The organism is Parasphingorhabdus litoris DSM 22379, assembly GCF_020906275.1.
GTDB classification, from domain to species: domain Bacteria; phylum Pseudomonadota; class Alphaproteobacteria; order Sphingomonadales; family Sphingomonadaceae; genus Parasphingorhabdus; species Parasphingorhabdus litoris.
Genome location: NZ_CP086727.1, coordinates 110,288 through 123,973, shown reverse-complemented (window position 1 = coordinate 123,973; position 13,686 = coordinate 110,288). Strand labels below are relative to the sequence as shown.

Here is a 13,686-nt window from a genome sequence, read left to right as displayed (position 1 = left end):
CATTTTTAACGTCAACTTGGCTCTACGGGAGTTGTTCGATTTCCGCGAACCGGGGAATTTTCTCGACTGTTATCTGCAAAGAAGCTCAACATCACGGCCGCAAATGCCATCAGTGTGGGAACTCTAAGTGGATAATCTACTATGCTAGCGGCGGCGCAAAATGATAAAGATCCAAGAGACATGATTGATGCCTTACCCGCGGACGTCCAAACTCCCAATCGAATGACAAAGACTGATCGCTTGACCAGCCAAATTAAGAGTGCAATCAGCAACAAAATAGCGGGAAGGCCTCCCTCAATGACAAATTGCAACCAATCATTGTGCGCCTGATTCAGATAAGTTGGTCGCAACAGCTCATAAGTTTCAAACTGCTTAAACACATGCTCGAATGATCCGAAGCCGCTACCGAACGGAAAGTAGCCTTGCGCCATAGATTCAAGCGTTGAGGAGACCTGTCCTCGCATATCGCTAATAATATCCTTTCCGAAAAGCCGATCAAAGGCCAAAGAGCGTGACAAAAGAAGAGTTAAGCCGATAACAAATGAGAATAGGGCCGCAACAACCATAAGAATCACGTTCCTAACGGAGATATTCCACGTATATGTCCCAAGGCTGAAATTGGTTTCCGATTTACGGGAATAATATTTGCCAAATAAGACGTATATTCCAACCATAAACAATGCTGGGAACATTAATACCAGCCCGGCCCTGGATCCAGTGATAATGATTAGGGGAACGAGCAAAACAGCTAAGGCAATTGCGCCGTTCACTTTTAGTGATGCCAGATTACTGCGATGACTTTTAGTGCCCGCGTACCAGCCGAGCATTAGAACGAGACAAGCCAGCATGACAGCTTGGTGATTTCGATTCGCAAATAATCCTACCGGAGTTCCAAAATTGGTGATGCGATAAAGATATAGAGGACCGCGAGATGACCCAGCTATTTGGAAAACAGCCACCAACGCGCTCACAGCAGCTAGAATAATTAATGAAATTATAGCTTTGCTGCGATTTTTGGGTTCCAAATTCAAATATAGTAAAACGGCCGCCAAAGGAATTGTAAGGGACCATAAACTATTCCAAGTTTTCGATGGCGATAGCGTCAACGGTCTCCACGGCTGTTCGATGCCCGCGAGCGAGGCGATTTCTAAATAGATTTCTCGATGCGGCAGGTTACCCCAAACCGATGGAGGTAAAGGGATAAGCTGCAAAATCACTATCGCCGTTAATGCGGCAAGAAAATAGAGTGGAGCTAATCGGCCGCTCCATATTTCTGGTCGCGTAACAATTGACGCATATGCTATAAATACTAAAGACAAAGGACGCAAAATCATTAGTGATTGAATATCAGATCGTGATCCACCGCCCATTAGAAACACACAACTCATGAATAACAAAAAGGCATAGAAACGTGTTTTGGGAGAAGACATTACTGCTCTTAAAGATTCTTGACTAGCTGGCATATTTCAAGTTGTCTGCCTCTTTTCAGAATAAGCTCACCGGGCAGTAGCGAGTTCCTCTGATGGGTCAATAAAAATGTCATTAAATGGTGTATAAACGCTGTTTAGTGCGAGTAAGAGAATCTTACGAGCATTTTAAGAGACTTTCGTCTAGCGAAATCGGCGTTTCAAAGAAGGTGTCAGAACAAATGAATCGATTCGAACAAGGCATATATAGCAAACAGGACGGCTATAGCATTCACTCAACTAAAACGCCTCGAATCCGAAATCATCCACATAGTGCGGGAGGTCGCCATTGTGACGCAGGTTACTGGAGCGCAGCCTAGCTACTCTGTCATCATCAATTAAGTATTTCCCTCCGGTTCAGTTTGATGGACATTTGCTGGTGGAGATTGTGTGTCTTTTGCAAAAGCCCGCTTGCTGCGCCTGCGCCATAGCGTCATGGCCCGTTCCCGTTTCTCGCTGCGCAGCTTGGCCGCCACTGCCAGAAAGGCACCAAGCAGCACCGCCCGATCATTATCGGTCAGTTCGGCCAGTCCGGCTTTCTGGACCAGACCGCCCAGCTCAATCAGACGGCGGGTGCGTTCCCTGCGTTTCATCACCCAGTCCCTCTTGCCGGTGCGGCACTGACGGGCTTCAAGCCGGTGCACCATCGCCCGGTTTCTCGCTATCACCTTGCGGGTTTGTTCGAGCCGTGCGAGCCACCTTGCGTGAGGGCCTGTAAAAAAAGCTCGCGCCTTTCTTGCGCTACGCCTCCTGCTGGCTGGCGTCCTTGTTTTGAACGGCGGTGAGCAGTACGCCCGCCAGTATGTCCGCATCCAGCCTGTCGGCCTGCGTAGCAATGACCAGCTCGCCAAGCTGCTGGACCTTGCGCGCCTTTAGCAGCTTTGCCTTGTCGGACAGCGCTTGCAGTTCTGCATCAATATCGCGTGGTTTGCGCATGATCTGTCTCCAATATTGTTTGCTGGTGCCACTATAGAACAAGTCTGTGCGCGAGGCTGCAGGGTCGCCGGAACGCTGTGACACGTCCCGGTCCCGCACAGGAAATTTTCATGGGAGGGCGCGCTTATACGTCGTGCCGAAGTTGCTTGAAGAGTGTAAATGGATTGCCATCATGGCCATCTATCATTTCTCTGCAAAAATCATTTCGCGCAGCCAGGGGTCAAGCGCTTTAGCATCTGCTGCCTATCGCTCGGCGGAGCGTTTGCACGATGAGCGCCTCGACCGTGATCATGATTTTACCAACAAGGCGGGCGTCGTGCATTCGGAAGTGTTGCTGCCGGAGGGTGCACCAGAGCATCTGTCCGACCGCGAGCGGCTTTGGAATGAAGTCGAAGCCAAAGAAGTGCGCAAGGACGCGCAGCTCGCCCGCGAAGTGGAATTTGCCATTCCGCGTGAGATGACGGAGAGTCAAGGCATCGATCTGGCCCGTGATTTTGTCAAAGAACAATTTGTGGAACGCGGTATGATTGCCGATCTCAATGTGCACTGGGATATCGGCGCAGACGGGTTTGCCAAGCCCCATGCCCATGTGATGCTGACCATGCGCGAAGTGGACGAAGACGGCTTTGGCGCAAAGGTGCGGGGCTGGAACAAGACCGAACTGATACAAGAGTGGCGCGAACATTGGGCAGGCCATGTCAATGAGCGGCTAGCCGCACTCGATATCGATGCGCAGATTGACCACCGCAGCCTGGAAGATCAGGGCATTGATCTGGAACCGCAGAACAAGATCGGGCCTGCGGCATCAAGAATGCCCGAACATGGCCTTGAGGCCGAACGCATGGCCGAACATGCCGATATTGCCCGGCGCAACGGCGCAAAGATTATCGCCAGTCGCGGCCTTGCTTTGGACGCGATTACAAAACAGCAGGCAACCTTTACCAAACGCGACCTCGCGATGTTCGTGCACCGCCATTCCGACAGCAAGGACCAGTTTGATGCCACCATGCATGCGATCAAGGCGTCGCCAGAGATGGTCGCGCTCGGTAAAGACCGACGCGGCAACGAGCGCTTTACCAGCAAAGAGATGATTGCGGTGGAAGAACGGTTGAAGCGGGCTGCAACGCTTCTGTCCAAACGCGAACACACCCGCGTCGGCGCGCGCTCCCGTGAGCGGACGCTTGCCGCCGCTGAAGCACGCGGGCTTGTCCTGTCTGGCGAACAGCGTGCAGCGTTCGATCATCTTACCGATACCAAGGATATCGGTATCGTCCTTGGCTATGCGGGTACCGGCAAGTCGGCCATGCGTGGGGTAGCGAAAGACGCATGGGAAGGCTCCGGCTATCAGGTTCACGGGGCTGCTTTGTCCGGCATAGCCGCGGAAAATCTCGAAAGCGGCTCTACCATCCCTTCGCGCACCATTGCTAGCCTTGAATATCAATGGGGACAGGGGCGTGATCTGTTGACGGCCCGCCATGTGCTGGTCATTGACGAAGCGGGAATGGTGGGCTCCAGGCAAATGGAGCGGATGCTGTCGGCTGCAGGTGACGCCGGAGCCAAGGTCGTGCTGGTCGGTGATCCCCAGCAGCTGCAGGCGATTGAAGCCGGGGCCGCATTCCGGTCGATTGCAGAGAGCCAGGGCAGCGTCGAGATTACACAAATCCGGCGGCAGCGGGAAGACTGGCAGCGCGAGGCGACGCGGCATCTGGCTACAGACCGGACAGCTGAGGCTTTACGGGCCTATGACGACCATGGCGCTGTCCATATAGCAGAGACAAGAGCGGCCGCGCGCGCGACACTCACCACCAAGTGGGAGCGCGCGCGTGTTGCCCATCCAGATCAGAGCCAGATTATTTTAACCCATACCAATGATGAAGTGCGTCTACTTAATGAAGGCGCACGCAGAACATCGCGCGATGCCGGAGCGCTAGGCGCAGATATTGCTATCGCAGTCGAACGCGGCGACCGCAGCTTTGCGACCGGCGAACGGTTGATGTTCCTGCAGAACGATCGCCGCCTCGGTGTCAAGAACGGATCGCTGGGAACAATCGAACAGGTCAGCCCCAACGCCATGACGGTAAAACTTGATGATGGCCGAAGCACCCGCTTTGATCTCAAACATTATGCGCATCTGGATCATGGCTATGCTGCAACCATCCACAAATCTCAGGGCATGACGGTCGACCGCACCCATGTTCTGGCGACACCGGGACTGGATCGGCATTCCTCCTATGTGGCATTGTCACGCCACCGCGACACTGTGCATGTTCATTATGGCAAAGATGATTTTGCAGACAGGCAAAAGCTTGCCCGCACCCTGTCCCGGGAGCGGGGCAAAGATATGGCGCTCGATTACATGCGTGCGCGTGAGCATGATCCGGCACGCGTCTTTGCCGAGCGGCGGGGGCTGACATGGCGTGAGCGCGTTACCGAGATTGTGCGCAAGGCAGTGCCGGAAAAGACTCTCCAAAACACTGTCGAAGGAGCGCGCAGCATCTTTGCATCGTTCAAGCCGCCCGCAGAGCCAGCGGTGCACTAGAGAAAGGGGCACCGCAAAGGTCTGGCACGCGGGATATGCAGCACGGCATCCGGAAATATGCGCGGGCGGTCGAAGACATCGGGCGCATGCGGGACAAGGGTCTGCCCGTCCTGCCGCACCAGCAAACGGCTTTGGCCAGGGCGCGCGAAGCCTTGGACCAAGTCCGCCCCGATGCAGGGCGCGATGCGGCGGCTGCGTTTAATCGCCAGCCCGAATTTGTTGTGGAAGCCGCCAGTGGAAAGACCGCGCGCACCGTTCAGGCGATGCAGCTGGAGGCACGAGCTCGCATCAACCCGGAGATGCGCGCCGACCGCTTTGTGGAAAACTGGCAGCAGCTCGGCCGCCAGCGCGACATGGCGATGCAATCCGGTCACCATGATCGCACCAAAGCCATCACTGCAAGCATGGGCCATATGGCCAAGGCCCTGGAGCGCGATCCGCAGGTGGAATCGATTCTGCACAATCACAAGATGGAACTGGGACTGCGCGGCAGCGGCGGCGGTATCGCGCATGAACTGACACAATATCTTGGTCTGGGGCGCGGCAGAGGCATTGGCATGTAAAGGAGATAAATAATGGAGCCCGACACATCGAAACCGGATAATATCGACGAAGCCGCCAATCCTATCCAGCTGCGTTTTCGTCAGCACGATAAGCAGGCGGGTTTGCAAACCATCGGTTGATTTCAGATTCGCGCCAGCCTGCGCCATTTATGCTGATTGGAATTTGACGTGGAAAAGTACCGTCTCCGATTTTGCGATAGACTGTCGAGCGGCTGAGGCCGGTTCTGTCCAGCACGGTTTTGAGGCGAACAATTCTGTCTCTTTTATCGATCATCGGAGTGGGCTCCATCTTTAAGCTATCTTGGGCTGTGATGAGATAGAATTGATCATGTTGATCGGGCTTGCAAGGCCAGAAAGGCTGAGATACGGCGAAGGCGTATTATGGCGCAGGAAAACTGTAAGGAGTGTATAATGCAACACCACCATTACCATCATACCAATCAATTTTATGTACCTCTGAATTTCAGATGGAGCGCGCTTTAGGCACTTGTCTAGGGCTTACATTATCTTCAGGACGCTTTTTCAACCTTCACATTATCCCGCTCATGTTCAGATTCGGGAACCATGATTTTCAAAAACCCAACCGCTTCATCCGAATTGCGACATTTTCTAATTTGAACTAACAACTTATCCAGATCAGTCTGCGTCAGATGGCGTTCATGCGCCATCATAATCCGGTTGTGAACCGTCGATTGTGGATCATTGCCGATAATCAGCTCTTCATAGAGCTTCTCGCCGGGACGCAGGCCGACTTCCTCAATCGCTATATCGCCATCTGGATGCGCATCATCACGAACGGTCAGACCGGACAGCTGAACCATCGTCCTCGCCAAATCGATAATCCGCACTGATTTACCCATATCGAGCACGAAAACTTCCCCTCCTTTGGCCATGCTACCAGCCTGAATCACCAGCTGTGCAGCCTTCGAAATTGTCATGAAACAGCGAGTCACATCTCGGTGCTTCAGCGTAATGCCCTCCCCATTTCAATCTGTTGTCGGAACAGAGGAACAACCGAACCGCTGGATCCCAGAACATTGCCAAAGCGCACCATGGAAAACCGGGTTTCACTGGTTTCGGAAAATGCCTGAGCAATCTGTTCTGCGCCCCGTTTGGTCGCGCCCATAACATTGGTCGGGCGCACGGCTTTGTCTGTACTGATCAGGATGAAATCACTCACTTTGGCGATATGAGCCGCCTTGGCCACTTCATAAGTGCCCAATATATTGTTTTTGATCCCTTCAACCGGATTGGCCTCGACCAGCGGCACATGCTTATAGGCGGCTGCATGGAAAACCTTATCGGGTTGCCAAAAAGCGAACACTTCCTTCAGGCGACTGGCATCTGCAACCCAACCCAGCACCGGGATCAGTTCCATATTCTCCAGTTCATTAGGTGTCACCGGTTCCCGACCCAACAGGTCTTCAATGTCCAGTTCCCGAATATCGTTAAACGATACCTGGCCGTCCATGATATCTTTCATGTTTGGCAGGGTCTGGACGTGGACCTTAAACTGCTGAATCTGGTCCACAATAGCCCGGCGCTTCTTGCGAGAGATTTTCGGAAGCGCGCCAGCAAGATATGCGTCACGGCATATTTATCGATGATGTCTGGTAAATCGCTGCTCCAGAACACCTTGTCACCATCCAGCTTTTGTCCGTGGAGCCGCCGGTCATCATCCACATAGCCGCGCAACCGCTTAGCGGGCTCAGACCGCATGGACGATGCCAGCTATTGGCCAGCACTGCCGGCACCATAGATCAGGACTGTCTTAACCTGTCCGCCAAAACGGTTGCGGCCCAGTATATCGACCATTAGATAGCGTGCCATGACGCGCGAAAAACCGACCATCATAAAGAAAATAATCGGCTGAATCACAACAATTTTTCGCGGAACGCCGACCACTCCAATGATCGAAAACAAGACAACTATGGGAGCACCGTAAATGATAAAAACCCTGACCAGAGTTTTCATCATACCGGAGCCTGCGTAACGGAAAATCGAGTTATACACATCGCCGAAGTAGAATATCGGTATCATCATCAACAGGGCCGCAAGCACGACTTTCTGGATCGCCAAATCCCAATAGATCCAGACGCCGACGCGCAGGGAATAAGCTATCCATATCGACTGGAAGCAAAGGATCATATCCAACACGAGCACGATGGCTTGCTTCTGCCAGCACGACATATTTGCGATTTTTCTAAAATAGCGGTGATTAAGGCGGTAATGGCTTCGATTGTTCAGAATCCTGGACTATTTGAACCACTGCATCACAATTGATAGTTTTGCATTGGCTGATTTCACGACGTTTTCCAAATGTTTCGATTTGGCGTGCAAATATCTTGAAATATTCAGACGGGCTAACTGCATATTTCGACCGGATCGGAGCAAAAAAGGACGGAATATATTACAGAGCCGCATCCGAGATCAGCTGTTATGAAAATTTTAGGCATAGGTTGTTAGTGAATTGACCATGGAAACCCTCCCATCATCGCTGCCTAAAGTCGTTACGATTTTCGGAACAAGACCGGAAGCTATTAAGCTTTTTCCGGTCGTTCGTGCCTTGTCAAAGCGCAGCGCTTTGCAAAATATCAGCTGCGTCACCGCTCAGCATCGCCAAATGCTCGATCAGGTGCTGGATATTGCCGATATCGTACCCGATCACGATCTCGACTTGATGCGCGCAGATCAAAGCCTGGATGAACTCACCGGTCGCCTACTCGCAGGCATTGGTCAAACGCTGGATGAGATCGGACCGCAGCGTGTGGTGGTGCAGGGCGATACGGCAACAGCAATGTGCGGAGCGCTCGCGGCTTATTATCGGAAAATTCCCGTCAGCCATGTTGAGGCGGGCTTGCGCAGCTATAATATCTATCATCCCTGGCCCGAAGAGGTGAACCGCAAGATTATTGGCACTATTGCCGATCAACATTTTGCACCGACGGAGACTTCAGCCAAGGCGCTGCTTAAGGAAAACGTGCCAGAGGATCAGATCAGCGTTACTGGCAACACGGTGATTGATGCATTATTGACCACGGTTCAAAAAAGCCGGAAAACAGAGCTTCTGGATCAGCGCCTAAAAAGCCTGTTTGAGAGGTTTTCGGACAAAAAAATTATCGGCGTGACCAGTCATAGGCGAGAGAATTTTGGCGATGGATTGACCAATATCGCATCTGCACTACGCGAAATCGCAGGCAGGGACGATGTCGCCCTGATTTTTCCGGTCCATCTTAATCCCAATGTACGGGCCATCATGAATGATGCGCTGGGCGGTCTGAGCAATGTTGCCATGATCGAACCGCTTGATTATCCCAATTTTGTGGCCCTTTTAGATGCTTGCACGTTTATGCTGACCGATAGCGGAGGCGTACAGGAAGAGGCTCCGGCACTAGGGAAGCCGGTGCTGGTGATGCGCGGTACTACCGAGCGTCCGGAGGGCGTTGAAGCGGGTACCGCCAAGCTGGTAGGAACCAACAAAGATCTGATCGTGAAAGAGGCGTACGAGTTGCTCGATAACACGCGATATTATGATGCAATGGCAAAGGCCCATAATCCCTTCGGAGATGGCCAGGCCAGCGAGCGGATTGCCGATATAATCGAGCAAAGCCTCGTGTCATGAAACTCCGGACCATGTCCCCGAGAATCTGACGACATTACCTAATTATTTACGATGTTCGGCTATCGCAGATTATGAAGAATTGCGTCCTATTCGGCGCATATAGGAGATTTTGCGATCATGCTTTCCGACGAGAAACCTTCCGTTTGCGTGCTGGGCCTTGGCTATATCGGCCTGCCGACCGCCGCCGTCATCGCGCGGTCAGGATGCCCGGTTCTTGGCATAGATGTGACGGCGCATGTTGTTGACACGATCAATAATGGTAAAATCCATATCGAAGAAGTGGACCTGGATGGCCTGGTGCAAGGCGTGGTGTCGCGCGGTACCTTGCGAGCCTCGCTGCAGGTTGAGGCGGCCGACGTTTTTGTTATCGCGGTTCCAACGCCTTTTGGCGATAATCATGTGCCCGATACCAGCTATGTTATGGACGCTGCCACAAATGTTGCGGTGGCTTTAAAAGCGGGTGATACGATCATATTGGAATCCACATCTCCTGTCGGAACAACCGAAAAGATGCGGGATTTGATCGCAAAACTCCGACCTGATCTCAAGATACCGGGCCTGACGAATGACATACCGGATGTCGCGATTGCCTATTGTCCGGAACGGGTTTTGCCGGGCAGAATATTGGAGGAACTGACCAATAATGATCGCTGTATTGGCGGCATTACACCGCGCTGCGCCCGGAAAGCGCTGAATTTTTATCGCCGCTTTGTCCGCGGAGAATGCGTCACCACAAACGCGCGCGCCGCGGAAATGACCAAGCTGGTCGAAAATAGCTATCGTGACGTGAATATCGCCTTTGCCAACGAGCTTTCCATCGTGTCTGATGAGATGGATCTGGACGTCTGGGAGGTTATCCGCCTCGCCAATCGCCATCCGCGGGTGAATATATTGCAGCCTGGCCCCGGCGTCGGCGGGCATTGTATTGCCGTCGATCCCTGGTTCATTGTCCATGGCGCGCCCGATCATACGCCGCTGATCCGTATCGCGCGCGAAGTGAATGATAGCAAAACCGGCCATGTTCTTGAGCAGGCATCGTTGATGATCGACGAATTGCCCGGCGTCTCTATTGCCTGTTTCGGATTAGCATTCAAAGCCAATATCGATGATTTCCGCGAAAGCCCGGCGTTAAAGATCGCCGCCAAGCTCGCACGGCGTTATGGCGGACGGATCAAGATTGTCGAGCCTTATGCCGACGCACTACCGGCTGCGTTTGAAGGGACGGGCGCGGAGTTGATCGATATTGACGAGGCTCTGGAAAGCTGTGCTGTGATGATCACGCTCACCGATCACGATATGTTCAAATCCATTCCTCTGGACGAGCGGGCGGGCAAAGTTGTGTACGATACGCGTGGAATTTGGCCAGACCAGCCAGATAACCTACAGGCGGCCAGTAAGCTGCGGCTTGCAAGCTAAAATACAATAGGTAAACCTATTTCACAAAAGCGCAAAACAGCTTGTAGTCCTAAAAGCGGAACCATAGAAATGGACTTCAACCAGCGATACAAAAATGTTCCCAGTCCCGCATCATATCGCGGCGCTTTTCGAGATAATCGGTGCGGCGATAGGCCGCTTCTACCTTATTCGCGATGCTATGGGCCAGCGCGGCTTCAGCAACCTCACCGGGGTAGTTGGTTTGCTCAGCAACCCAATCACGAAATGAGGAGCGAAATAAGGCCGTACGCGTTCCAGAACATCTAGCGCGCTCGCTGTCAGCGGGATTGTGTGCGCCTTAGCCATTTTCATGCGTTCGGCTGGGATTGTCCACAGTCGGTTGCAGCGGTCGATCTCGTTCATCGTGGCGCCGCGTACTTCGCCGGAACAGGTGGCCGTGAGAATCAGGAACTCCAATGCCAGGCGGCTCACATTTTCCTTGGTGCGCAGATATTTTACGAACTCCGGTACGTCCTCATAAGGCATTGCAGCAAAATGGTTATCCCTCTTGGGTTGTTTGGGCAAACCGCGCCCTACTGAACGGAGAGGGGCTTCAGAGGCACGCAGACCATTGGCATAGGCCCAGTCGAGGACAACTCCGATCCGCTGTTTTACCCTTCGCGCTGTTTCCGGTTTTGTCAGCCATATCGGGACCAGTACATCCCGTATGACCGGTCCTTCAATATCATTGACTAGCCGATCGCTGATTTTGGGAAAAACATGCTTTTCGAGCGTCGTCATCCATTGCTTTTGGTGCTTGCCGCTCTTCCAGGCGACACGACGCTCGGCATGGACCTGTTTCGCAGCGTCCCTAAAGGTCGGAATGACAAACTTCGCTTTTTACGCTCGGCAATCGGATCAAGGCCGTTGTGGATGTCTTTGCGCATGAGATAGGCCGATTCGCTCGCTTCTGCTAATGATACGAGGCTGAGTGAGCCGAGCCCTATATCGCGTCTTCGCCCATTAATAGATGTTCGTAGCCTCCAACGGCCCTTCATAGGACCTGTTAGAATCAATGTCAGTCCATCACCGTCGCCATAGTTACCTGGCTCTTTCAGGTTTCAAATTTTGTTGCAGTCAGCTTTCCCATTCCATCATCTTTCCATATTTGTCCCACAATTTACCCCACACTTATTGTGGGCTTCTGTGGAACATTATAAGAACGCATGAAAGTCGCACAAGCCATAAAACCAAGCAAAACCATTGCCTTAGCGATAATATGAGACTTTCTGGGATAATATAAATGGCGGACACGGAGGGATTCGAACCCTCGAAGGACCGTGAGGCCCTTGCCTCCTTAGCAGGGAGGTGGTTTCAGCCGCTCACCCACGTGTCCGCACGATCGGCTTGGTCAAGGACATGCGCTATAACGGCGCATTGCGCTGGCTGCAATGGGTAAAGTGCCTGATCAAGTCACCAATATCCAAGCCCGCCAAAAATGACCGCAGAAGCGGTTAATCCCGGTATGTTCAACATATTTCATGCCAAAAATGTCAAAAACCACTCAACAGGCCGCAAAATCGACTCGTGTCGTCGTCCGTTCATTGCGCAGTCATCGCCAAACGCCAAAGTCGAAATCGGCTGGTATGGGAAGGAGTTTACCCATGACGAAGTCGTGCCCAAAGGAAATGTCTGTGAAAAAATCTAACCGTGAGACTCTCGGCAGGAAACTGCTTGGTCTTTTCGCTGTGGCCGCGTTGGCCTGTTCGCCAACCCTGTCTCCCGCATTTGCGCAGGTTGAGACGATTGATCCCAATGACGCAATCGATGCGGATCTGGACACGCCTGATTATGATGGGAATTTCGAGGAACCAGCGGCTGAGCAAAACACGTCTGTGAGCACGGACATAGACAGTGATCTTGACCAGCCAGAACAGGTTGATGGTAGCACGACCTATGACAATATCGAGAATAGCAGCACTGTAACCAACGACAGTTTTGATCAAAACAGCATCGACGAAAATGGTAACGTGATTGCCAATGTGGACGATGCGACGACCTATCAGGACGACGATCTTATCGGTGCGGCCGAGGGCGTTTTTGGTAAAGGGGCAAAAGGCCTGGCTAAGGTCATCGAAGACATATTGAAGAAACAGGGGCGGCCCAATGCCTATATAGCCGGGCGTGAAGCCTCTGGTGCATTTGTTGTGGGTCTACGTTATGGTTCCGGCAAGTTGCACCACAAAATCGAAGGTGAACGGCCGGTTTACTGGACTGGCCCATCCATCGGCTTTGACGTGGGCGGCAATGCAGCAAACAGCTTTGTTCTGGTCTACAATCTCTACGACACCGAAGACTTATACCAGCGCTTTCCTGCGGGGGAGGGCGCAGCCTATTTTGTTGGCGGCTTTCATGTCAGCTATCTGCGCAGCGGTGACAAGGTGCTTATCCCGGTCCGATTGGGAGCAGGCCTACGGCTTGGCGCAAATGTGGGTTATATGAAGTTCAGCAAAAAACAGAGATGGCTGCCGTTCTAAGGCAGGCCTAAGCCTTAACGGCGCGCAATTTTTCCATACGAGAGAGATAGCGCGCCAATATATCAATCTCCAGATTGACCTGATTACCGGCTTCGAGGTCAGCGAACGTCGTAACGCTGGCGGTATGCGGAATGATATTCAGCCCGAATATAGCGCTGCCATCCGCCTGGTCATCAACCGTATTAACGGTGAGCGAAATGCCATCGACTGTGATCGATCCTTTTGGTGCCAAATAGGGCGCAATTTCGGCTGGTGCGTGGATACGAACCGGGTGCGAATCGCCTTCGGTTTCGACCGACACAACATCACCCACCGCATCGACATGACCCGTGACTATATGACCGCCAAGCTCATCACCGACTTTCAGCGCCCGTTCGAGATTGAGCTTATTGCCTTCTTCCCACATGGATTTCGCAGTTTTCGATATGCTTTCGGCGGAAATATCGACCGCAAACCAGTCTGATCCTTTGTCGACAACGGTCAAGCAAGCACCGGAACAAGCGATGGATGCACCAATATCAACGCTGCTCATGTCATAATGACAGGATATGATGAGCCGCAAGTCGCCGCGCTCTTCTACTTTAGTGATTGTGCCGATATCAGAAACTATGCCTGTGAACATGGGAAGCCTTTATAAAATGAACGGGGC

At 52.5% G+C, this 13,686-nt stretch carries 13 protein-coding genes, 1 tRNA gene and 2 pseudogenes; 5 read left to right on the top strand and 11 right to left on the bottom strand.

Annotated elements, in window-relative coordinates; all coding sequences use genetic code 11:
* Positions 1 to 11 precede the first annotated feature (11 nt).
* The 3 genes from BS29_RS00675 to BS29_RS00665 all read right to left on the bottom strand — a co-directional run bounded on the left by BS29_RS00675 (position 12) and on the right by BS29_RS00665 (position 2,402).
* Positions 12 to 1,430, bottom strand: coding sequence for an O-antigen ligase family protein (locus BS29_RS00675; RefSeq protein WP_229955027.1), 1,419 nt, complete (start codon positions 1,428 to 1,430; stop codon positions 12 to 14).
* 374 nt (positions 1,431 to 1,804) lie between these two features.
* Positions 1,805 to 2,134: a conjugal transfer protein TraD gene (locus BS29_RS00670; RefSeq protein ID WP_229955026.1), complete on the bottom strand. Its 330-nt coding sequence runs from the start codon at positions 2,132 to 2,134 to the stop codon at positions 1,805 to 1,807.
* 73 nt (positions 2,135 to 2,207) lie between these two features.
* Positions 2,208 to 2,402 carry a conjugal transfer protein TraD gene (locus BS29_RS00665; protein ID WP_407673730.1) on the bottom strand — a complete coding sequence of 65 codons (195 nt, stop codon included), beginning with the start codon at positions 2,400 to 2,402 and terminating at the stop codon, positions 2,208 to 2,210.
* Positions 2,403 to 2,574: 172 nt separating this feature from the next.
* Here BS29_RS00665 and traA point away from each other — a divergent pair.
* Positions 2,575 to 5,504: pseudogene (gene traA, locus BS29_RS00660) on the top strand (Ti-type conjugative transfer relaxase TraA).
* Between the two features lie 61 nt (positions 5,505 to 5,565).
* Here traA and BS29_RS00655 read toward each other — a convergent pair.
* The 4 genes and pseudogenes from BS29_RS00655 to BS29_RS00640 all read right to left on the bottom strand — a co-directional run bounded on the left by BS29_RS00655 (position 5,566) and on the right by BS29_RS00640 (position 7,694).
* On the bottom strand, positions 5,566 to 5,775 hold the full coding sequence (locus BS29_RS00655; protein ID WP_229956905.1) for a helix-turn-helix transcriptional regulator: 210 nt from the start codon (positions 5,773 to 5,775) through the stop codon (positions 5,566 to 5,568).
* Between the two features lie 238 nt (positions 5,776 to 6,013).
* Positions 6,014 to 6,882: pseudogene (locus BS29_RS00650) on the bottom strand (polysaccharide biosynthesis protein).
* A 101-nt stretch (positions 6,883 to 6,983) separates the two neighbouring features.
* Positions 6,984 to 7,223, bottom strand: coding sequence for a nucleoside-diphosphate sugar epimerase/dehydratase (locus BS29_RS00645; RefSeq protein ID WP_229955025.1), 240 nt, complete (start codon positions 7,221 to 7,223; stop codon positions 6,984 to 6,986).
* Positions 7,224 to 7,235: 12 nt separating this feature from the next.
* Positions 7,236 to 7,694, bottom strand: a complete 459-nt coding sequence (locus tag BS29_RS00640; protein WP_229955022.1) for a hypothetical protein — start codon at positions 7,692 to 7,694, stop codon at positions 7,236 to 7,238.
* Between the two features lie 286 nt (positions 7,695 to 7,980).
* On the opposite strand from BS29_RS00640, the gene wecB reads away from it, so the two are divergent.
* Positions 7,981 to 9,126 (top strand): non-hydrolyzing UDP-N-acetylglucosamine 2-epimerase, encoded by a 1,146-nt coding sequence (gene wecB, locus BS29_RS00635; protein ID WP_326838484.1) that lies wholly within the window; start codon positions 7,981 to 7,983, stop codon positions 9,124 to 9,126.
* Positions 9,127 to 9,243: 117 nt separating this feature from the next.
* A complete protein-coding gene (gene wecC / locus BS29_RS00630; RefSeq protein ID WP_229955020.1) occupies positions 9,244 to 10,542 on the top strand; it encodes a UDP-N-acetyl-D-mannosamine dehydrogenase in 1,299 nt (432 codons plus the stop codon).
* Positions 10,543 to 10,701: 159 nt separating this feature from the next.
* Here the strand turns inward: wecC and BS29_RS00625 are convergent, their stop codons facing one another.
* The 3 genes from BS29_RS00625 to BS29_RS00620 all read right to left on the bottom strand — a co-directional run bounded on the left by BS29_RS00625 (position 10,702) and on the right by BS29_RS00620 (position 11,896).
* Positions 10,702 to 11,385 carry a tyrosine-type recombinase/integrase gene (locus BS29_RS00625; RefSeq protein ID WP_407673796.1) on the bottom strand — a complete coding sequence of 228 codons (684 nt, stop codon included), beginning with the start codon at positions 11,383 to 11,385 and terminating at the stop codon, positions 10,702 to 10,704.
* Positions 11,298 to 11,558 carry an Arm DNA-binding domain-containing protein gene (locus BS29_RS17500; protein WP_326838483.1) on the bottom strand — a complete coding sequence of 87 codons (261 nt, stop codon included), beginning with the start codon at positions 11,556 to 11,558 and terminating at the stop codon, positions 11,298 to 11,300. Before BS29_RS17500 ends, BS29_RS00625 begins: the two co-directional genes overlap by 88 nt.
* Positions 11,559 to 11,804: 246 nt before the next feature.
* Positions 11,805 to 11,896 (bottom strand) — tRNA-Ser (locus BS29_RS00620).
* 102 nt (positions 11,897 to 11,998) lie between these two features.
* Between BS29_RS00620 and BS29_RS00615 the strand changes: the two genes are divergently transcribed.
* Positions 11,999 to 12,208 (top strand): hypothetical protein, encoded by a 210-nt coding sequence (locus BS29_RS00615; RefSeq protein ID WP_229955016.1) that lies wholly within the window; start codon positions 11,999 to 12,001, stop codon positions 12,206 to 12,208.
* Complete coding sequence (locus BS29_RS00610) at positions 12,189 to 13,037, top strand: DUF1134 domain-containing protein (RefSeq protein WP_229955013.1); 849 nt, start codon at positions 12,189 to 12,191, stop codon at positions 13,035 to 13,037. Before BS29_RS00615 ends, BS29_RS00610 begins: the two co-directional genes overlap by 20 nt.
* 7 nt (positions 13,038 to 13,044) lie before the next feature.
* On the opposite strand, the gene BS29_RS00605 is transcribed toward BS29_RS00610, so the two are convergent.
* Entirely contained in the window at positions 13,045 to 13,659 is a 615-nt protein-coding gene (locus BS29_RS00605; protein WP_229955011.1) for a riboflavin synthase, read from the bottom strand.
* Positions 13,660 to 13,686: the final 27 nt, after the last annotated feature.

Bases quoted from the DNA above. Each gene is read 5' to 3' on its own strand.
- BS29_RS17500 (WP_326838483.1), bottom strand. From the start codon at position 11,558: ATGAAGGGCCGTTGGAGGCTACGAACATCTATTAATGGGCGAAGACGC.
- wecB (WP_326838484.1), top strand. From the start codon at position 7,981: ATGGAAACCCTCCCATCATCGCTGCCTAAAGTCGTTACGATTTTCGGA.
- BS29_RS00610 (WP_229955013.1), top strand. From the start codon at position 12,189: ATGTCTGTGAAAAAATCTAACCGTGAGACTCTCGGCAGGAAACTGCTT.
- BS29_RS00675 (WP_229955027.1), bottom strand. From the start codon at position 1,430: ATGTCTTCTCCCAAAACACGTTTCTATGCCTTTTTGTTATTCATGAGT.
- BS29_RS00615 (WP_229955016.1), top strand. From the start codon at position 11,999: ATGACCGCAGAAGCGGTTAATCCCGGTATGTTCAACATATTTCATGCC.
- wecC (WP_229955020.1), top strand. From the start codon at position 9,244: ATGCTTTCCGACGAGAAACCTTCCGTTTGCGTGCTGGGCCTTGGCTAT.
- BS29_RS00640 (WP_229955022.1), bottom strand. From the start codon at position 7,694: ATGTCGTGCTGGCAGAAGCAAGCCATCGTGCTCGTGTTGGATATGATC.
- BS29_RS00605 (WP_229955011.1), bottom strand. From the start codon at position 13,659: ATGTTCACAGGCATAGTTTCTGATATCGGCACAATCACTAAAGTAGAA.
- BS29_RS00665 (WP_407673730.1), bottom strand. From the start codon at position 2,402: ATGCGCAAACCACGCGATATTGATGCAGAACTGCAAGCGCTGTCCGAC.
- BS29_RS00645 (WP_229955025.1), bottom strand. From the start codon at position 7,223: ATGCGGTCTGAGCCCGCTAAGCGGTTGCGCGGCTATGTGGATGATGAC.